Origin of the sequence: Afifella pfennigii DSM 17143 (assembly GCF_000688515.1) — a bacterium.
GTDB classification, from domain to species: Bacteria; Pseudomonadota; Alphaproteobacteria; order Rhizobiales; family Afifellaceae; genus Afifella; species Afifella pfennigii.
Window position 1 is genome coordinate 269,760 of the sequence record NZ_JHZK01000001.1, and the last position, 20,175, is coordinate 289,934.

17 protein-coding genes are annotated in these 20,175 nt (G+C 65.7%); 5 read left to right on the forward strand and 12 right to left on the reverse strand.

Features of this window, described 5'->3' with window-relative positions; all coding sequences use genetic code 11:
* Positions 1–15 precede the first annotated feature (15 nt).
* Positions 16–1,284 (forward strand): polysaccharide biosynthesis/export family protein, encoded by a 1,269-nt coding sequence (locus Q331_RS0101365; protein WP_034490578.1) that lies wholly within the window; start codon positions 16–18, stop codon positions 1,282–1,284.
* Positions 1,285–1,550: 266 nt separating this feature from the next.
* A complete protein-coding gene (locus Q331_RS0101370; RefSeq protein ID WP_026379192.1) occupies positions 1,551–1,973 on the forward strand; it encodes a hypothetical protein in 423 nt (140 codons plus the stop codon).
* 127 nt (positions 1,974–2,100) lie between these two features.
* Here Q331_RS0101370 and Q331_RS0101375 read toward each other — a convergent pair whose 3' ends face one another.
* The 6 genes from Q331_RS0101375 to Q331_RS24105 form a co-directional block, all read right to left on the reverse strand.
* Positions 2,101–3,390 (reverse strand): lipopolysaccharide biosynthesis protein, encoded by a 1,290-nt coding sequence (locus Q331_RS0101375; protein ID WP_026379193.1) that lies wholly within the window; start codon positions 3,388–3,390, stop codon positions 2,101–2,103.
* A 9-nt stretch (positions 3,391–3,399) separates the two neighbouring features.
* On the reverse strand, positions 3,400–4,773 hold the full coding sequence (locus Q331_RS0101380) for a nucleotide sugar dehydrogenase (RefSeq protein ID WP_084174564.1): 1,374 nt from the start codon (positions 4,771–4,773) through the stop codon (positions 3,400–3,402).
* Positions 4,773–5,351, reverse strand: coding sequence for a sugar transferase (locus Q331_RS0101385; protein WP_026379195.1), 579 nt, complete (start codon positions 5,349–5,351; stop codon positions 4,773–4,775). Before Q331_RS0101385 ends, Q331_RS0101380 begins: the two co-directional genes overlap by 1 nt.
* A 505-nt stretch (positions 5,352–5,856) precedes the next feature.
* Positions 5,857–6,333: a hypothetical protein gene (locus Q331_RS0101390; protein ID WP_026379196.1), complete on the reverse strand. Its 477-nt coding sequence runs from the start codon at positions 6,331–6,333 to the stop codon at positions 5,857–5,859.
* 122 nt (positions 6,334–6,455) lie between these two features.
* Complete coding sequence (gene csgH, locus Q331_RS19430; RefSeq protein ID WP_034490580.1) at positions 6,456–6,893, reverse strand: curli-like amyloid fiber formation chaperone CsgH; 438 nt, start codon at positions 6,891–6,893, stop codon at positions 6,456–6,458.
* A 131-nt stretch (positions 6,894–7,024) separates the two neighbouring features.
* A complete protein-coding gene (locus tag Q331_RS24105; protein WP_026379197.1) occupies positions 7,025–8,053 on the reverse strand; it encodes a hypothetical protein in 1,029 nt (342 codons plus the stop codon).
* Positions 8,054–8,498: 445 nt separating this feature from the next.
* Between Q331_RS24105 and Q331_RS19435 the strand changes: the two genes are divergently transcribed.
* Both Q331_RS19435 and Q331_RS0101410 read left to right on the forward strand, forming a co-directional pair.
* Positions 8,499–10,019, forward strand: coding sequence for a sensor histidine kinase (locus Q331_RS19435; RefSeq protein ID WP_051630299.1), 1,521 nt, complete (start codon positions 8,499–8,501; stop codon positions 10,017–10,019).
* Between the two features lie 186 nt (positions 10,020–10,205).
* On the forward strand, positions 10,206–10,547 hold the full coding sequence (locus Q331_RS0101410; RefSeq protein WP_156953229.1) for a hypothetical protein: 342 nt from the start codon (positions 10,206–10,208) through the stop codon (positions 10,545–10,547).
* A 254-nt stretch (positions 10,548–10,801) separates the two neighbouring features.
* Here the strand turns inward: Q331_RS0101410 and Q331_RS0101415 are convergent, their stop codons facing one another.
* On the reverse strand, positions 10,802–11,164 hold the full coding sequence (locus tag Q331_RS0101415) for a hypothetical protein (protein ID WP_026379199.1): 363 nt from the start codon (positions 11,162–11,164) through the stop codon (positions 10,802–10,804).
* Positions 11,165–11,772: 608 nt separating this feature from the next.
* On the opposite strand from Q331_RS0101415, the gene Q331_RS0101420 reads away from it, so the two are divergent.
* Positions 11,773–14,028 (forward strand): GumC family protein, encoded by a 2,256-nt coding sequence (locus tag Q331_RS0101420; RefSeq protein ID WP_026379200.1) that lies wholly within the window; start codon positions 11,773–11,775, stop codon positions 14,026–14,028.
* Between the two features lie 79 nt (positions 14,029–14,107).
* On the opposite strand, the gene Q331_RS19440 is transcribed toward Q331_RS0101420, so the two are convergent.
* The 5 genes from Q331_RS19440 to Q331_RS0101450 form a co-directional block, all read right to left on the reverse strand.
* Entirely contained in the window at positions 14,108–15,172 is a 1,065-nt protein-coding gene (locus Q331_RS19440) for an Ldh family oxidoreductase (RefSeq protein WP_245615491.1), read from the reverse strand.
* 480 nt (positions 15,173–15,652) lie between these two features.
* Complete coding sequence (locus tag Q331_RS19445; RefSeq protein ID WP_169738459.1) at positions 15,653–16,717, reverse strand: Ldh family oxidoreductase; 1,065 nt, start codon at positions 16,715–16,717, stop codon at positions 15,653–15,655.
* 35 nt (positions 16,718–16,752) lie between these two features.
* Positions 16,753–17,832, reverse strand: coding sequence for a hypothetical protein (locus Q331_RS19450; protein WP_051630305.1), 1,080 nt, complete (start codon positions 17,830–17,832; stop codon positions 16,753–16,755).
* A 46-nt stretch (positions 17,833–17,878) separates the two neighbouring features.
* Positions 17,879–18,592, reverse strand: coding sequence for an RraA family protein (locus tag Q331_RS0101445; RefSeq protein WP_084174572.1), 714 nt, complete (start codon positions 18,590–18,592; stop codon positions 17,879–17,881).
* Between the two features lie 132 nt (positions 18,593–18,724).
* Positions 18,725–19,966, reverse strand: a complete 1,242-nt coding sequence (locus Q331_RS0101450; RefSeq protein WP_156953230.1) for an O-antigen ligase family protein — start codon at positions 19,964–19,966, stop codon at positions 18,725–18,727.
* Positions 19,967–20,175 lie beyond the last annotated feature (209 nt).

A 20,175-nucleotide genomic window follows, 5' to 3' on the forward strand; every position in this document is an offset into this window, starting at 1 on the left:
AGGCCAGCAGCCGTGATGTCTAGGGATGCTTTCGTGGTGATCGCCGGCGTCTGTTTCGCCGCCAGCCTGTCGGTGACCGGCGCCGCCGCCCAGCAATCGCTTGAGCGGGCATCGCAACTGCCGGCCAAGCAGGCGGTGACCGGCCAAGATCAGCCCGGCTGCGGCAACCTTGGGCCCGGCGATCATATGATGGTGACGATCTATCAGCGCGAGGATCTTTCCAGGGTCTATCAGGTCCGCGCCGATGGGCGGATTTCCTTTCCCACCATTGGTGAGCTGGACGTTCAGGGCAAATCCGTTCAATCCTTCGAGCAGCTCCTGGCGCAGCGCCTCGAAGCGGTATGGTCGCGCCCCGTCCATGTCAGCGCCGAGATATCCGAGCGCCGGCCTCTCTTCGTCATCGGCGAGGTCGATCGCCCGGGCTCCTATCCCTACACGCCCGGCATCACCGTCCTTCAGGCCGTGGCTTTGAGCGGCGGCTTCTTCCGCCCTGGCGTGCGCGCCGGCAACACGATCGAGGTCACGCGGGAGGCGGCCCGGCTGGGCCAGGCCCGTGCCGAGCTCAAGCGCGCCTTGACGCGCTTTGCCCGCTTGGAGGCCGAGCAGGCGCAATCGGCGATGATTGAGGTCCCGCAGCGGCTGCGCCAGCTCGCCACCAACGCCGAGATCGACGAGCTCATCGCCGCCGAGCGCCGCATCATGGAAGAGCGCGGCAACGCCCGCAACAGCGAGATCGAGGGCCGGGAAGCGGTGCTGGAGCTGCTTAGCGAGGAGATCACCGCGCTGGAGAAGAAGCTGGAGAGCATCGCGGAACAGACGCGCTATGCGCGCGAGGAAATGGCCCCGATCGAACAGCTCAGCGATCGCGGCCTCAGCCCCCGCTCGCAGCTCTTCACCATGCAGCGGGTGGTGGCCAATCTGGAGGCCGAGGGCATGGAAGTTTCGGCCCGCATCGCCCGCTCCAAGCAAAATCGCGCCGAAATCGAGCGCGCCAAGGCGCTGTACAAATCCACCAGCGCCGTCTCCCTGCAGGACGAGATCAACGCCACGGCGGACAAGATCGCCGCGACCGAGCTGGCGCTGTATTATTCGGAGCGCATCCTGCAGGACCTCAACGACCTCAGCGGCGGCGAAACGGCCGCGATCGCGGCGCCGACGATGAGCTATGCGGTGCTGCGCGCAAGCGGCGAGAAGGAGAGCTGGCAGCAAGCCACGCAGGTGACGCCGCTTTGCCCGGGCGACGTGCTGCAGGTGCGTTTCGCGGGCCCCGGCGGCTCCGGCTGAGCCTCAGTTTCCCGCTTTCCCGGCGCGCCCGGCGCTCTCGCGCCGCCCCAATCGGGGCCGCCTCGCGCCCCGCTTGCAAGGCGCCGGGCAGCCGGCGACCTTGCGGCAATCGCCTGCGCGCGCTGCAAAAATGTCACGCGCCAGGAAGAAAGGCGGCGGTGGAAACCCGTTTTCGCCACTTCTCCTCTTTTTCCACCCTGTGCCACAAATGCCTCACAATGATAACGCGACCTTAACGATGGTGGGGTCAACCTGCATGGGTGGGCATGATTCTCGTCATCACATTCGGCAGTTGCACGCTCGGATTCCTGGCCGGCTGGTATTTGACGGCCGCGGGAATCTGCGCGCTCGCCTTTGTCGTGCCGCTCACGGCGGCGACGCTGGCCATTGTCATGCTCAATGCGCCGACCCTGTTCGTTCTGATGATGACGGGCGCTTCGGTGATGGCTTTCGGCATCGCCGCCGGCATCGCCGTGGCGGCGCATGCGCTTCTCGGCCTGAACCGGACCGAAATGCCCGAGGAGACGTTCCCCACGCCCGGATCGCGCTCCGGGCCCGTGCCGAGCGCCGCCTCCGGCGAGCGCAACGCGGCGCGACAGGCCACGTCCTCCGAAGCCAGGCCGATCGGCAAGATATCGAGCTGGACGGGCGGCGCCCGCAAGCGTCAGCTTCCGCGCATGCGCCAATAAGGCAGCCGGCCGGGCGGCCTTTGCCCGCCGCAAGTTGCGCGCCCTTCCCTGCCTGTGACGACATCCGCTGTGCGCCCATCGCCACCGCCGCGATGCCGGCGCCATGCGCGGCATCAAGGGATAGGCCTTACGCCGGCGCCGTCTGAAGCCGCTGGCCCCTCCCCAATCCGCGGATCGCGACCAGCTTCACCAGCTCGCGCAACGGATAGGAAAGCGCAAAGAGTAGGAGCACGTGCTCGCCCCCCCACAGGAGGGCGCCGCCGAGATAGGCGATGATTGCGACGGCCTGAATGAGGTTTGCCCGCACGGCGACCGCCACCTTGGTCTCCGCATGATAGACGGCCGAGTAATAGGCGAGCGTGCCCGCCGCGAAGGCGCCGAGACCGACCAGGAGCACCGCCGCATAGGGATAGGCGTCGATATAGTCCGGCCCGAGGACGAGGTGGAAATAGCCATAGGCGAGGGCCGCGCATACGATGCCGACGGCCGTCATCAGCAGGAAGAGCAGGCCGAGATAAAGGTCGGGAACCGGCTTCTTCACGAAGACGGGTATGTAGATGGACAGGTTGGGCCGCACCAGATTGAGCACCAGGCGCCCCGTGGAGATGCCGATCGTGTAAAGACCCAGCGCCTCCAGACCGAGGAAATAGGAAATCAGAAGCTTGTCCGCCTGCCCCGCCAGCGCCGGCAGCACGGCGCTGCTGCTGAGCTGCAGCGATTCCCGGCACGCCTCGCGCGCCACCTCCCGGGAGGGACGCTTCTCCATCTCGCCGCGATGCAGGAACAAAAACAGGTTCTGGAGCGCCGCCAGCGCGACGACGTAGAGAGCCAGCACATCGGGCAGCGCCATGCCCATCGCGGCGACGACCGCCACCGCCGCCGTCAGCGCCGAATATTTGCCGACCGAGAGGATGGCGTTGCGCCGAAAGTCGCGCCGCGCCTGGTTGATCTGGGCGTAGATGTCCGGCGGAAAGATGGCCGGCAGAAGAAGGGCGAGCGCGAGAAGAGGCAGGGCGAGATCCTCGCCCCTCGCCGCGCCCCTCGCCGCCAGGAAAGCCGCCAGGACGAGGCCCGCCGCGCTTCCTGCGAGCGCCCATCTCAGCCGGTGGACGAGAAGCGCCCGCGCCACGCCCTCCACGCCCGTGATGAGGGAGCGCAACAGCACCTTGCCGCTCTCCTTGAGGCAGAAAAGGCTGAGGATGCTGGCGAGCGACAGCAGCAGGCGGAACTGGCCGGCGGCCGCCAGCCCGTAATGCGCGGAGAGGATGAGAAGGATGATGTAGTTCGACAGCCCCGCCGAGAGCGAGGCCAGCAGCGTCCATGGCGCATGTGTCAGCGTGTAGCGTAGCGCCTTGCCGGCTGGTCCCGGGAGCGGGCTGCTGGAGAACCGGACCGCTCTCGTCAGAGCTTCACGCATATGCCATCGCTACAGCCGCAGCACCCCCTCTGCCGGCCCCAGCGCGCCCTTCAAATCGTAGATGAAGCCGCCCTCGGCGAGAAGATCGGCGCTCGGATGCTCCAAGAGGCTCTTCAGCTCGTCGTGCTTGACGGCGAAGACGATGCAATCGAAGGGCCCCTCCGGCAGCTCGCGATGCACGCTGAGCCCGTATTCCCGTTCCGCTTCCTCGCTGTCGGCGAAGGGATCGTGGATCGCCACCTCGCCGCAGAATGTCGCGATTTCGCGCGCCAGAACGGCCACCTGCGTGTTGCGCAGGTCGGGGCAGTTCTCCTTGAAGGTGAAGCCGGCGACGAGCACGCGCGCGCGCCCGACATCGATCTTCTTCGCCAGCATGGCGCGCAACAGGTCGCTCGCCACGAACACCGCCATATTGTCGTTCACCCGGCGCCCGGCCAGGATGACATCGGTGTGGAAGCCGACCGACTGCGCCTTGTAGGTGAGGTAATAGGGGTCGACGCCGATGCAGTGCCCGCCGACGAGGCCGGGCGCATAGGGGTGGAAGTTCCACTTCGTCCCGGCCGCTTGCAGCACTTCCATCGTGTCGAGCTGCAAGATCTTGAACAGCATGGCGAGCTCGTTGACGAGCGCGATGTTGACGTCCCGCTGGATGTTCTCGATCACCTTGGCCGCCTCCGCCGCGCGGATGGAGCTGACCTTGTGCGTGCCGGCGGAGATGATGCTGGCATAGGCCCGGTCGACGAGATCGGCCGCGTCCGGCGTGGAGCCGGAGGTGACCTTGACGATGGTCTCCAGCCGGTGCTCCCGGTCGCCCGGATTGATGCGCTCCGGCGAATAGCCGACGAAGAAGCCCTCATTGAAGGTCTTGCCCGATTCCCGCTCCAGGATGGGAACGCAGACCTCCTCCGTCGCCCCCGGATAGACGGTGGATTCGTAGACGACGACGTCGCCCTCCGAGAGCACCCGTCCGACGGCGGCGCTGGCGCGCTCCAGGGCCGTCGTATCGGGCCGCTTGGCCTGGTCGATGGGGGTTGGGACGGAGACGATATAGAAATTGCAGGCGCGCAGGGCCGCCTCGTTGTCGCAGAAGGTCAGCCGCTCCGCCTCCGCCAGATCCGCGGCGGTGACTTCGCGGGTGGCGTCGTGCCCCTTGCTCAGCTCCTCGATGCGCCGGCGATTGATGTCGTAGCCGATGACCGGGAAGGCGCGCCCGAAGGCGACCGCCACCGGCAGGCCGACATAGCCGAGGCCGATGACGCCGATGCGCAGGTTCTCAAGGCTTGGAAGCGGCGCCGGGCCGCGCCTTTGCGGCAGCGGCTCGGCCGCCAGGCGGCGATAGGCGTGCTCCGCCTTTAGCCGCGGGATTTCCACATTGGTTTCCATCAGAAGCCGCTCCCTCGACGCAGCTCCCCCCAAAGCGTTTTGCAGATGATCTTGATGTCGAGCCACAAGGACATGTGCGCCACGTATTCAAGATCGTATTCGATGCGCCTGCGGGCGCGCCAGATATCCACCGTCGGCCCGCGAAAGCCTTCCGCCTGGGCGAGCCCGGTCAGGCCCGGGCGCACGATGTGGCGGTCGTGGTAATGCGCCACCAGCTCTTCGTAGGCGATGCCGCCGGCCAGCATGCCGGGCACGTGCGGCCGCGGCCCCACCAGGGACATGTCGCCCTTGATGACGTTGAGGAGCTGCGGCAGCTCGTCGATATTCGTGCGGCGCAGGAGGCTGCCCAGCGCGGTGACCCGGCAGTCGCCCTCCACGGTCTGCTTGATGCCGGCCGCGTCGCAGCGGTCGCTGAACATGGTGCGGAACTTATAGATGCGGAACGGCTGGCGCCCGCGCCCGGTGCGGATCTGGGTGAAGATCGCCGGCCCCGGGCTGGAGCCGCGGATGAAGAGCGCGATGGTGAGAAGGAACGGCGACAGCACCACAAGGGCGAGCGAGGCCAGAACGATGTCCATGCCACGCTTCGTCGCCAGATAGGCCGGCCTCGGCGCCGCATGCGTGCGCTGCGAGGTTGAAGGACCGGATTTGACGAGACGCAGGAAGGTGGTTCGCCGGCTGCTCTTGCTCGCCGGAACCGTGCCGGGATGCCGTGCCGGTCGAACGACTGGCAGAGGCTGCGGCCTCGCTTCGGATTGCTCGGTAACCGACATGGGTGCCTCGATGTCGCAATTAACGTTCCGTTACAGTTTGGTAATCTTTGAGTTTAATTGCAACAAAAAATACATAAAATCCACGAACTAACAGACAATTGATTTGATTAAGGTAAATATGCGCAGTCGGACACTCTACAGGTTAAACAATTAACCAGTATTTCTCGCCAAAGCATGCGCGTGAAAACACCCCAAGACACGCCCGCGAGAGAAAACAAGCCGCACCTATGTGATACTTACTTCTACTTAACGACCGTCATCACCTCCAGGGAGGGAAGACGGAGGACCGTTCCGCAAGCGCCGCCTGCGCCTATTTGCGGATGACGATCACCCCTCTCCCGCCGATGACGGCGACCGGGCGGGAATCCCGCGCGCTTGGCGCGCTGATCACGGCCGATCCCACCGAGCCGAGCAGAAGCACGTTCGACACCAGGCCGTTACCGTTCTGCACGTCAAGGACGGCATTGCGCGCCCCGCCGAAGACGCCGACGGCCGAGGTGTTGCCGTTGCCGTATTGGAACTGCGCGCTGACGCTGCCGGGGCTGCTGACGATGGCCGAGCCCGCCTGGTTGTTGTTGCCGCGCTGCACGACCAGGCTGCGGCTGCCGCGCCGGGCGAGAACGCCCGCATCGGGGCCGCCTTGCGAGGTCACCGCGGCAAGGGGAATTCCGGCGATTTGCGATACGGAGGTGAGCGTTTCGGCGCCGGCGGATCCGCCGCTCAGCGGATAGGCCATAAGCGCCAGCAGCGGCAGCGCCGCCAGAACACGCTTTCTGTTCTTGAACATCGGTCTGCTCCTGTCTCCCGCAGAAGCCTTGCCGCTCATGTTCGACGAGGAAGAAACCGCTTACCTGATCCGACTTGCGAACCTTGCCGGGGTGGGGCCAGGTTGGGAAGGACGGCCCGAGCCTAAAGGCGAATGCCTTCGTCGGGGCCAGCTTCCGGATCCCCAGCATCCGGATCCGATACAATGCGGCAGGTGGTGCTTTCCGCTCCGGCTTCGACCCTCAGCTCCGCTTCGAAGCGGCTATCGGGCGAGACGGAGAAAACGAAGTTACCGACGGTCGCAACACCTTCTTCGTCGATGGCAAATGCTCCTGATTGCGACGATAACGACTGGCCGCTGGAGCCTTTGACCGTGGTGAGGAGCCTGTATCTCCCGGCGGTGTTTCCCGGTCCTTCGACCTTGCCGGAGATCCGCACGAGGCTGTCCTGGCGTTCCGCCGTGACGGAACAGGAAAGCGCTTCGCTTTGTCCGCTAGCCATGTCGGTTGTCAGCAGGAACGCGCTGATGAGGCCGGCCGGCAAGGCGAACGATACGGGCGGGCGACGCACTGCATCCCCCATCTTCTCACGAGATCAAAAGCTCCGGATCCGACGGCGGAATGGAGAAAGGCGACGCTTCCTCCGGTGCCCCCACCGCCGGAACCGAGCCAGAAGGGTCCCGGGGCAAAGCGCCCCGGAACCCGAATGTCACGTTAGTCGGACTGCACCGTCACGGAGCTGTTGCCGCTGCCGGCCTGGATCGTGGCCGAGTTGTGGCCAGAGCCGAACTGCGCGGTCAGAGAGCCGTTGCCGCTGCCGGCCTGCAGGGTGAAGGCGTTGTTGTCGACGCCGAGCTGCAGCGTGCCGGAGAAGTTGTCCACGCCGAGTTGCCAGGTGTCGGAATCGTTGCCGTTGCCGACCTGGCCGGTGAGGGCGAGGTTGTCGTCGCCGATCTGCAGCGTGCCGGCACTGTTGTCGTCACCCGCGCCGATCGAGTACTGGCCGGTCAAGGACGCATTGCCGTCGCCGAACTGCATCGTATAGGCGCTGTTGCCGGCCGTGCTGTCGACACTTCGGAACGCAGCGATGGCCGGGCCCGTGCCCTGGAAGGTGCCGGCGAAGTTGTCGTTGCCGTCCTGCACGGTGAGCGAGCTGTTGTCGCCGGAGCCTGCGGCTGCAAACCCGGCAGCGACCGCAGCGCCCGTCTGCTGCACGGTGACGGCGGCGTTGCGATTGCCTTCCTGGAAGGTGGCCGAGCTGTTGTCGCCGGAGCCTGCGGCTGCAACCCCGGCAGCACCCGCGTCACCCGTGCGCTGCACGGTCAGGGCGCGGTTGTCGTCGCCGTCCTGGACGGTGAGCGAGCTGTTGTCGCCCGAACCAGCAGCCGCGAAAGCGGCGGCCCCGGCATCGCCCGTGCTTTGCAGCGTGAGCGCGCCGTTATCCTCGCCGACCTGAGCGGTGACAGAGGCGTTGGTGCCTGCCTCAGCCGCGGCAGCAAAGGCCGCAGAGGAGGAGCCCTGCACCTGGATGGTGCCGGCGTCGTTCTTGTCGCCGATCTGCAGCGTGGCGGAGAAGTTGTCGTCGCCGAGCTGGATGGTTCCGGCATCGTTGTACTGGCCGAACTGGCCGGTGGCCGAGAGGTTGTCGTTGCCGATCTGCAGGGTAAAGGCGTCGTTGTCCTGCGCGGCGGCGGCGCCCGTCATCAAGGCGAGCACGCCTGCTGAGAGAAGCAGCTTTTTCATGATTCCTAGCTCCACACTATGGGGCAGCCCTCGGACGGGCCTTAAAGCCTTGTGTCGGCATTGAACCCGTCCGATTCCGGGGGGCCCCTTTCCTGGTAACGGTTCATTAATAATCGTTCATGTTCGGAAAGGCAAGATTCGATTCGAATGGAATCTTTCGAGGGTTAATATCGCCGGAAAAGTCAAGTTTTTCAGACACTAGAACCGCCCGGAAAACTGCCTTTCCGCGCCGTTCGGCCCCGTCCGGAACATGACGATTGCATTGATCTGCTAAGGAGGTACCGACAAACGGGGAGCGAATCTCGCCCCGATAGCCGGCCTTCTGGGCGCTCTTTCGGTCCGGCCCGATTCGCCAGCCGGTTTGCGCGCGCCTGCAGCGCGATTATGGTGCGCACCGCGCGGCGGGCGCGCCGGACGCCGGCGCTTCGGCAAGGGACAGGCCCGAATGCAAAAGACCCACCCGGCTTCGCGGGCCTCCATCGCAGGCTCCGGCAAGGCCCCCGACAGCGCCCTGGAGCGCCTGCGCCCGCCCTCGCGCGCCGCGCGCTTCGCCCGCTTCCTGCGCTCCACGACCTTCCGCCTGTCGCTGACCTTCGTGGTCTGCTTCAGCCTGACGGCGGTCCTTTCCATCGGCTACATCTATTACCGCACCCAGATCATCCTCCAGTACCAGCTACAGGAGACCATCGAGGCGGAGATCCGCGGCCTCGCCGAGCAATACAGCAGCGGCGGCATTCGCCGCCTCGCCGAAACCGTCGCCAAGCGCAGCAGCGCCCCCGGCACGCGCCTTTATATGCTCGCCGACGAATCCGGCCGCCTTCTCGCCGGCAATGTCTCGGCCCTGCGCCCGGAAGTGTGGAACGCCATCGGGCGGACCGAATTCCTCTATTCCGATCCCGATGGCGACGAGCGGCTGGCGCTCGCCAGCGTCTTCCGCCTGCCCGACGACACCCGTCTTCTCGTCGGCCGCGATATTGAGGACCGGCGCATCTACCAGCGCCTCGTCGGCGCCACGGTCGCCTGGACGCTCGCCGTCATGGTGCTGGTCGGCGTCATCGTCGGCTGGGGGACGGGCCGCAACATCCTGCGCCGCGTCGACCAGGCCACCTTGATCAGCCGCTCCATCATGCGCGGGCATATGAACCGCCGCCTGCCGATCGCCGGCTCCGGCGACGAGCTGGACCGTCTCGCCGAAAATCTCAATCTGATGTTGGAGCGCATCGAAAAGCTGATGAACGGCCTGAAGGAGGTCTCCGACAATATCGCCCACGACCTCAAGACGCCCCTGACGCGCATGCGCCAGCGGCTGGAATCGGCCATCCAGAGCGGCGACCAGGACACCTATCGCGAGACCATCGAGGCGGCGCTGGAGGAAACGGACGATCTCATCTCCACCTTCAATATGCTGCTTTCCATCGCCCGGCTGGAGGCCGGCTCGACCGAGCTGGCCATGGACGATCTGGAGCTCGGCGACTTGGTGCAGGACGTGCTGGAGCTTTACGAGCCCCTGGCCGAGGACGAGGAGGTGGTTCTCAAGGCCGGCCATATGGAGCCTGTCACGGTGCGCGGCGCCCGCAATCTCATCTTCCAGGCCCTCGCCAATCTCGTCGACAACGCCCTCAAATACGGCGCCGCGCCGGCCAGCGAACGCAAACCCGGCGAAACCCCGGAGGTGGTCGTCGATGTGCGCGTGAAGGGGAATGAAGCCGAGGTCCGGGTGATGGATTGCGGCACCGGCATCGCCCCCGCCGATCGCGAGCGCGTGCTGCAGCGCTTCGTGCGGCTCGATACCAGCCGCTCCCGGCCCGGCACCGGCCTTGGCCTCAACCTCGTCCTCGCCATCGCCCGTTTTCACGGCGGCACGCTACGCCTGGAAGATGGCGAGCCGGGCCTGCGCGCCGTCTTGCAGCTTCCGGTTGCCGGCCCTCCCCCGCGCCGACACCTCTTGGAAATGTATGAGGAATAAGCGCCTTTTACTTGCGCTCGACCTGTGCCGTGCTATCCTTCCACCTGTTCGGTCCGTGTTACGTAGCGGCCAGGAGCCGCGTGCGGCAACGCGGTGTGGGGGGATTTCGCGCAGGGGTTTGGCGCTGCGCATCGCGATCCGGCGGGCGTTCCTGCGGAGATCGCAGCGGCATCAGGGAGGCATGATGTGACGATGCGTCTGCTGCTGGCGCTGGCGGCGACCGCCAGCTTGGTTGGGCCGACCCTCGGTTTGGCGCAATCCTCATCCATCGATGTCCAGCAAATCTCTCCCAAGGCGCGGCCCCAGCCCGGCGCCGGTTCCCTGACCGTGCCCCAGCCTGGAGCCGGCGCTCAGAAGCCGGGCGCCAGCGACGACGGCGACCTGGAAGAGGACGTTTCCGGCCAGCAGAACCGGAGCGCCCGCCAGGCGGCCTGCGACGATCTCGATATCAACTGCCAGGACGTGCCGCTGGAAGGCGTTCTCAACCCGCCGACGGCCCGCCCGCAGCTGCCGCGGGTGCGCAACTGAGCGGCGCCCTGCCGCCCGTCGAGCCCCGATCATCCTGGCGGCCCTTGCCTTCGTCTTCGGACGATAAACGGCTTTGACGTTCTGACTGCACCCTAAATCCGCCGATCGCGCCGAAAAAACCGCCCCCCCCAGCGGCTTAAGCGGCTTAAGCGGCCGAGAGCGCCACCCCCTTGCCGCCCAAACGAACCGCCGGAAATTGTGCGACAGGCCCTAGGTAGGCCCTAAGAGGGAGAGGATTGGCGCCGCAAAAAGCCTCAGGCGAGCATCTTCTTCTGCGTTCTGCCGCTGGCCCCGGCGCGCGCCGGCCGCCGCGTCTTGCCCGGTCCTCGCCCGATGGGCACCCGCTCCTGCGGCCCGCGCATGTGAGGAAAATCGCGCCGCCGGTAAAGCGCGAGGATGTCCGCGCCGCGAAGAAGCGAGCCGTCGCACCGGAAGATGCAGGCATCGTCGCGTGCGCTCGCCGGCCAGGTCTCGCAGACGAGCCGCACGGCACCGGCGAGCGAGAAATCGCCTCTTGTGCCGTCATCGCCCCTGCCCGGTCGGTTTGCACTGACGATTTCGTGTCGCCAGACGAGAAGCACTGCCTCACCGAAGTCGATCGGATATGATTTCGCCATGATCGTCTTCCCCTGCCTAACGCAACGTTAACTGAGTCGCGAGAAAGAAAGAAGATTGCTTCTAAACAACCTGCCGAATCCGTCGCCCCGCGTCTCGTCTTAAGCAAATTGGCAAGTCCAGGCGGGCCGAGACGCATAATCCGTCGAAGCTGAAGCGGACTTCGTGGTATCAAGCGGCGCGGTCTTGCCGGACGGCGAAGATGACAATGCAAAAAGGCGGCTCGGGTATGTCCCGGATCGGTGGGGAGGGGCCTTTTCAAACAAGGCGATGGCGTGCCTGCGCGGCATAGGGCCGCCTGTGCTAGAGGCGCCCGTTCGAGGCGGGTCGCACAAGCAGTTCTTGCACGCGCGGACAAGGCGCGGATGAGACGAAGAAGGCGAATTGTTTCGCCCCCCACGCCCTAGCGATCGCGCTGGACCGGCCGATGCTCGCCGCCTCTATCAAAGAACTGTTTCGCAGGATACAATACTATGTAGGATTGGAACCGCCGGGGAACGGGCCTCCCGGTGGCGGCATGCCGTCAGAGGCTCGCGCGAGGAGCCCAACCGCCTCGCCTCATAACAAGAAGCCGGCTCATAACAGGAAGCCGAGGAATGCCCGGGGGGGCATGGAACATAGGATCGAAGAGACGCCGGCGATGAACGTGCATGGTGAGGGGCGGGTTGAACGGCGTGATCAGGATGTCGTGCATCTCCCGCACACCCGTTTCCCACAGATTTCCCAAGACAGGGAAGCGCTCGATCTGACGCGCATCTTGGCGGCGCTTCGTCGCCAGAAGCTGATTGTGGCGCTTCCTCTCATCGGCACCCTCGCGCTGGCGATCGCCTATCTTTCGGCCGCGCCGACCGAATACACCTCGACCGCCGAGCTGATCGTCGAGCTGCAAAAGCCCAGAATCCTGCGCAACGAGGCGGTCGTGCCCGGGCTCGATGCCGGGCCCTACATGATCGGGCCGGTGATGGACAGCCAGGTCGAGCTGCTGCAATCCCAGCGTATCGCCGAGCGGGTGATCAAGCGTCTCGACCTTGCGGCGGGCCCCCCGCCGACGCCCGGCCCGATCGCCTCCCTGCTCGGCTTCTTCAGGACGGCGGCACCCGCGGAGGCCGACAGCCCGGCAACGCCGGCCGCGGGCGAGAGTGAGGCTGGCGAGGGCGAGGAGACGGCGGCGGAAGACGCCATTCCCACCTCTCTCTACAAGCAGTTCGAGGAAAGCCTGAGCGTCCGGCGCAAGGGCCTTTCGCTCCTCATCCTGGTGAGCGCCACGGACGAGGATCCGAACCAGGCGGCGCGCATCGCCAACGGCGTCGTGCAGGAATATCTCGACGACCAGCGCGAGACGCAGCTCGCTTCGGCAAGGGACGCCACTTCCGCTCTCAACGAGCGCGTGGAGGAGCTGCGCCAGCAGGTCCTGGCGCGCGAGCAGGCCATTCAGAGCTTCCGGCAGCGGCACGATCTTGCCGCCGTCGGCGACGTTCCCATCGCCGACCGGCAGTTGAGCGACATGCTGGTGCGCCTGAACGAGGCGGAGACCGACGCCGCGGCGCGGCGGGCCGAGCTGCGTCAGGTGGAGATGATCGCCGAGGAGGGCGGCGACGCATCCTTCATCGGTCGGGTGCTCGATTCGCAGGTCGTGCGCGATCTGAAGCGCCAGGAAAGCGAGATCGTGCGCCGGATCGGTTCGCTGAAGCGCGAATTCGGCGAATCCGACTACCGCATCGAGATCGCCCAATCGGAGCTTGACGATATCCGCGGCGCCATCGCCGAGGAGACCGCGCGACTGGTGGAGAATGCCCGCTACGAATCCGACGTCGCGCAGACCCGGGTGAGGATCCTTGAGGAAAACTTCAATGCCATGAAGCAGCTGGTCTACGAGCGCAGCGGCCAGCAAATCCGCCTCTCCGATCTGGAGCGCGAGGCCAAGGCATCGCGCGACCTTTATGAATCGCTTCTCGCCCGGCTGAAGGAGACGCGGGTGGCGGAAAGCCTCCTCTATCCGGATATCCGCATGGTGGAACCCGCCTCCCCGCCGCTTGAGCCCTCCAGCCCCAACACCAAGCTAACCCTGCTCGTGGCCCTCGTCGGCGGACTCGGCATTGGCCTGACGGGCGCCATCTTGCGCGACCATCTGGCCGGCTCCCTGTGGACCCCGGAGGATGTGGAGCAAAGGCTCAACCTCAAGCTCCTCGCCCCGCTGCCGCGCATTCGCGCCGGCTGGGGCAGCTCGCGCCACGATCACCTGTTGCGCGATCCGGCCTCCAACTACGGGCAGTCGATCTTCCTCCTGGCCCATACGCTCCTCGATCTGCGCCATACCGCCGAGGACGCCGTGGTGGCCATGGCCTCGCCCAGGAAGGGCGACGGGAAGACGACGACGACCGCCAATCTCGGCTATTACCTGGCCCAGACCGGGCGCCGGGTGCTGCTCGTCGATTGCGACCTGCGCGAGCCGACCCTGTCGCGGCTGATGGCCTCCGGCCGCGAGCGGTCCATCGCCGACGTCTTGGATGCCACCTGCAAGCCGGAGGACGCGATCGTCGCCGCCTCGGGCCTTGAGACGCTTGCCATCCTGCCGGCGCCCGCGCGCATCGACGGTCAAAGGGCGTCGGAGCTTCTGGGAAGCGACAGGCTCCGCAAGGTGTTGTCGCAGCTTCGCGACCGCTACGATCTCATCATCGTGGACGGCGGCTCGCTGCTTCAGGATGTGGAAGCCCGTCTTTTGCTGGATGCGGTCGATTCCGCCATCCTGGTTCTGCGCGCCGGCAAGTCCTCGCTCGCCGATGTGGAACGCTCCACGCATCTTGCATCGATCCTGTCGCTGAAGATGTCCGGCGTGGTGCTGAACGGCGCCGACCTGTCCGGCTGAGGCGCCTGCTGCCGGCGTTCTCCTCGCGGCCGCTTTCGCTCCCGCGCCCGCTTTCAATCGCGCTCACGCTCCGCCGCGTTCACGCCCATGGGGCGCGAATGCCGTGCGGGCCGGCCAGCGCGACGAGCTCGTCGGCGATGTCCGGGTCGAGTTCGATGCCCCGCGCGGCATTCTCCTCAAAGGCCTGCCAGCGGGCCGCGCCCGGCAGGCGCACCTCCTGGCCGGCACCGGAGGCTGATACGGCCTCGGCGAGCTCGTCCATGCGCGCCAGGAAGCTCTCCAGCGGCATAAACGCCAAGACATTGAGCGCGATGAAGAAATGGCCGTTGTCCCCGGCCCGCGTGAAATCGCGATACATGGAGCCGACCCCGTGGGAGACTCCCGCGCCCGTCAGGACGCCGGCGAGGACCTCCACCATCAGCGACAGGGAAAAGCCCTTGGCGCCGGCCATCGGCAACATGACGCCTTTCAGCGCCTCAGCCGGATCTCTCGTGGGAGCTCCCGTCATGTCGACGCTCCAGCCCTCCGGAAGCTGGCCGCCCTTGCGGGCAAGCTCGCGCACCGAGGAGGCGGCCGCGGCCGAGCTCGACATGTCGACGAGGAGGTTGCGGCCCTGGCGCATCGGCGCGGCGAAGGCGAGCGGATTGGTGCCCAGCACCGGCTGGCGCCCGCCATGGGCGACGACCTTGGGGAAGGAATTGCTGAAGGCAAAGCCGATCATGCCTCTTTCGGCCGCCAGATTGGCGTAGTAGCCGGCAGCGGCGAGAAAGTTGCTGTCGCGCACGCCGACCGCCGCCACCCCCGACGCATCCGCCAGCTCCATGGCGTGCCGCATCGCCACTTCGCCGAGAAAGTGGCCGAAGCCGCCGGCACCGTCGATCACGGCGGTGGCCGCGGAGGTGCTGTTGAGACGAAAGCGGCAGGGGCAGGAAATCAAGCCCTGGCCGACCCGCTCCAAGAGGACCTTCAGCCGCTCCACGCCCTGGTTCGGGCGCCCGACCATCTCCGCCCAGACCATCACCCGCGCCACCGCCTCGGCTTGTTCGGCGTCCACGCCATGCGCAAGCGCGATGTCGCGCACGAAGGCGCGAAGGCCTTCGGCGCTGACAGCCCCGACGGATTGCCTTTCCTGTCTCGTCTCCACCAAACGACGACCCTTTCTTCTCGCCTCTTTCTTTCCTACAGCCGCCTCTTTCTTTCCTACAGTGGGATGACGCCCTGCTTCCTGGACAAGAGATGGCTGAGGAGGATGGCGGCGACCGGCACGACCCGTTCCGGCACCGCTCGATGAAGATGATCACACGGGCCTGAGGCCGTGCTCACCCCGTTGACGTGACCGTCAACCTCCGCCGGCGCCGCCGAGATGTCCAGGGCGAGGAGATCGAGGCCGGCCAGGCGCGCGCCGATTGAGCGGCCACGCGCGCCGCCGCGGAAATGAACTACGCATGTCCCTCCTTGCGCACAACCTCATCCGCCTGCTTACCCGGTGTGGCGCCGGAGGAAGTCGGCCTTCAGGCCGATGCGCCTTGCGACGATCTCGGCCCCGACGATCTCGGCCCCGACGATCTCGGCCCCCACGATCTCGGCCCCCACGATCTCGGCCCCTGCGAACCCTCCCCGCCACCTAGGCCCATGGGGGGCTGAGGCCGTGCGGGGCGGCAAGCGCGGCAAGGTCCCCGGCAACCCCGGCGTCGATCTTGATGCCGCCCTTCGCGTTGGCCTCCCGCGCATCCCACCGGGCGGCGCCCGGCAGGCGTACCTCCTGGCCGGCACCGGAGGCCGATACGGCCTCGGCGAGCTCGTCCATGCGCGCCAGGAAGCTCTCCAGCGGCATAAACGCCAAGACATTGAGCGCAATGAAGAAATGGCCGTTGTTGCCTCTGCGCGCATGGTCCCGATACATGGAGCCGACCTGGTGGGAGAAACCGGCGCCCGTCAGGACGGCGGCGAGGATCTCCACCATCAGCGACAAGGAAAAGCCCTTGGCGCCCGCCATCGGCATCATGGAGCCTTTCAGCGCCTCAGCCGGATCTGTCGTGGGAGCTCCCGTGCTGTCGACGCTCCAGCCCTCCGGAAGCCGGGCGCCTTTGCGGGCAAGCTCGCGCATGGTCGAGGCGGCCGCCGCCGCGCTCGACATGTCGACGAGGAGGTTGCGGCCCTGGCGCATCGGCGCTGCGAAGGCGAGCGGGTTGGTGCCCAGCACCGGCTGGCGTCCGCCATGGGCGACAACGTTCGGCGGCGAGTTGCTGAAGGCGAGCCCGATCATGCCCTTCTCGGCCGCCAGATTGGGGTAGTAGCCGGCGGCCCCGAAGAAATTGCTGTCGCGCACGCCGACCGCCGCCACCCCGCACGCATCGGCCAGCTCGATAGCGTGCCGCATCGCCATTTCGCCGAGAAAATGGCCGAAACCGCCTGCCCCGTCGATGACGGAGGTGGCCTCAGAGGTGCGCTGAAGACGGAAATCGCAAGGGCAGGAGATCAAGCCTTGGCCGACGCGCTTCAGGAGGATCTTCAGCCGCTCCACGCCGTAGTTGGGGCGCCCGACCATCTCTCCCCAGACCGTCACCCGCGCCACCGCCTCCGCCTGTTCGGCATCCACGCCATGTGCGAGCAGGAGGTCGCGCACGAAGCCGTGCAGCGCCTCGGCACCCACAGCCCCGGTGAGCGCCTCTTCTTGTCTCGTCTCCACCAATGGACGACCCTTTCTTCCCGCCTCTTTCTTTTCTACAGCCGAATGACACCCTGCTCGGTGGAAAATAGATGGTTGAGGAGGATTTCAGCCACCGGCACGACCCGTTCCTGCTCCGCGATGAGATAGTGATGGTGCAAACCCGGCGTCGTGTTCACCTCGTTGACATAGATGTCGCCCTCTGCCGGCAGCGCCGAGATGTCCTGCGCGATGACATCGAGACCGGCAAAGCGCACGCCGAGATCGCCGGCAAGCTTGCCGCCCATGGCGATAAGTTCTGGGTGCACCTCGCCCCGAACGTTGTGATTTTCGGCGGCGACGTTCTCGTTCGGTATCCGCTTGACCCGAAAGCGTCTGCCGGCCTCCACCCTGGCGCTCAAGGAGAGCGACTGCGCGCCAAGCTCGAAGGCGCAGTCGGCGTCCGCCCTCAGCGGGCTGAGAGCCGAGACCGGCTGCTCGCTCAGGCGTCGCTTGTTCTCCTGCCGGATGAGCTGGCGCACGCTCTTGCGGCCATCGCCAGTGAGATGGGGGGGATCGCGCCGCACCGCATCGAGAAACCGCCCGTCCAGATACAGCAGGCGATAGGACGCCCCCTCCACCTGCTCTTCGGCCAGCATGCGCGGATGGTAGCGGGCCGCCAGGAGCGCCGCGCGCCGTAGCGCGCCCTTGCTGCGCACCGAGGTCGTGACCCCGCGACCGCCGCCGGTCCCGCCCACGGGCTTCACTACCAGCGGACCGCCATGCTCCTCCAGGAACGCCTCCGCGACGCCGAGGCTTCGCAGCGTGAACTCGCGGCATTGCGGGACGCGGATACCCTTCTCGCGCAGGAGGCCATGCGTGATGGCCTTGTTGCCCATGATGTTCAGCGTCAGGTGGTCGTCGAGCATGACGCGGTGGCGCTCCACGAAGGTGACGAGCGTACCGCGCTGCACTCTGAGATAGCCATAGCCGGTCGGCGTCAGCTCACATCCCGTCGCGTCGGCGGCCTTGCGCCACAAATCCTCGTAGAACGTCCTGCGCAGCCCCGAGAAGCGCAGGAGCTGAAGGTTGTAGCCCAAATCCCCTACACTGAGCAGCTTGCCGGAATGCTTCGCTGCCAGGGATTGCAGATTCATCGCTTTGCGCGCCGGAGGGACCGAGATCCGGCTCCCGCGCCCGGCATCAATCGTCGAAATGGCATTTGTCGGCGCCGAGCTGGTCGTCGACCCATTTGTTGGAGAAGATGCCGCGCTTCACATCCTCCAGATAGTCCCGCATCTGCACGCGGTTGGCATCGAGACGATCGAGGATTTCGTTGGCGAAGCCCTTGCGCACCACCACCACGCCATTGTCGTCGGCGACGATGATATCGCCAGGATCGACGACGACGCCGCCGCAGCTGACGCTGTAGCCGAGTTCGCCGGGGCCGCGATGCAATGGCCCGAACGGCGTGAAGCCTCTCGCGAACATCGGCAGGCCCACTTCGCGGACGGCGGTGATGTCCCGCACCAGCCCGTCGACGATGAACGCCACGATGCCGCGATGCATGGCCTTGTTGGCAATTGTGTCTCCAACGACCGCGTTGTTGCCGCTGCTGCTCGTATCGACCACCACCACGTCGCCCGGCTGGGCGACATCCAGCGCCTTGTGAACCATAAGGTTGTCGCCGGGAAACACCTTGACCGTTAAGGCAGTGCCGACGATCCGATCCTTCTCCAATGTCATCCGGTGAATGTCGGGTGACATCGTGTACATGCGGTTCATCTGATCGGAAACGTCAGTTGTATCGAACTCGCGATAACGCGCGACGAGCTCGGCAGGCGGCCTCTCAATTGTCTTGCGGATCCGGAACCCTGGACCCGGTAGCATTTCGGCTGATTTCGGCTTCTGCGCCACGGGATATTCCTTTGCTGAAAGAGCAGTCACGTTACCGTTCCACTCTGGCGCTGTCGAGACGGACGCGGGAGCGGAATCCTGATCTGGTAAAAATGCAAGTATTCGCCCCGCCCGCGCCTCTGGGGGCAGCGCTTACCTGGAGGGGGAGACGGCTGGCACGCGGCTTCGCGCCGGCGCTCCCGCCTCCGCCGGCTGGTAGAGCCACAGATAGAGCCCGAAGGCGACCCAGACGAAATAATCGCCGAGAAACACCCCGTTATTGTGGAAGAATCCATGAATGAAATACGCGAAGAAAATCCAGATGATGTGCATGAATCGCGGCGGGTCGATCAGGAAGCAAGCGACGATGACGATAGTCCCGAGTAGACCGTAGGTGAGAAAGAAGTTCAGATAGGCATTGTGAACGTCAAGGCGGAAGATCGCTTCGGCGTTGACGCCGGTCGCCACATATTCCCAGTAGAAGGATGCATATTCCCCGACATCCGCCGACCAGCCGAGGCCGAAGGGGAAATCGGCCGCCAGGCGAAGACCGAACTGGTAGAGCGTGAAGCGCCCAAGAGCCGATTCATCGTCGAAGCTGACGACCCGGGAATCGTAGTTCTGCAGGATCACCAGCCCCGCTCCGCATATAAGGCCCACGACCGCCAGGGTGAGGAGCGATTTCACCCGCATCTTCACCACCTCGCGCAGCACCGCGGCGATGAGGATCCCGAGCAGCAGCGAGCGCGTGCCGTTGGCCGCCGCGATGGCGAGGTTGCCCAGGGTGAGCGCGAAATAGACGCGCGATCCGATGAGCCCGCGCTCATAGATCATCTGCACCACCACATAGGCGGCGGCGATATGATAGGAGAAGACGATCGGCGTCAGCGACAGGCCGAAGGGGCGCACGCGCGCGGCGATATAGGAGCGCAGCGCCGGCTCATGATCCTGAAAGCTGGCCAGCCATTCGCGCGCCTGCCAGGCGAAATCGAAGCCGACGGCCTGGAAGATGGCGAAGACGCCCGTAAGCCCGGCAAAGAAAAGAAATGTTCTGACGACGAACATCGGCCCGGCGAACTGGGCCATGAGATAGCTGCTCATCAAAATGGCCAGCGGCTGCACGCCGTTGCGCAAGGTGTATTCGAGCAGGATGTCGAAACCCTTGCCGTTCAGACTGGTCACGAAGATCCCGATTGCCGAGATCGAGATGATGACCAGGATGAGGCCGGCTCTCTTCACCACGAATTCGATGAAGGCGTTGTGCACGCAGACGAAGAGCATAAGAAGCAGGAACATGACGAGCGCCGCGCGCACCGGCAGGACCACGTTCCAATGGCCGAACAGCGTGTAAGTGCCGATGACGGCGATATAGAGGAGTTTGAGGTAATGGATCACGTCAAGCGGCGCCTGCTGCAATAGCGACGGCGAAGCGATGCGTGCTCGCCCGCCAGGAGCTTAGCCCTGTGGCAGCGTCAATTGAAGAGGCAATGCGCCTGACACTTTTGACGGTCGCTTGGCTGCGTCGCGGCGCGCCCCTATACAGCCAAACGTGGCTCGCCGACCATGCGGGAAGCTTGCCCTGCTTAGGCGCCCATCGTAACCGC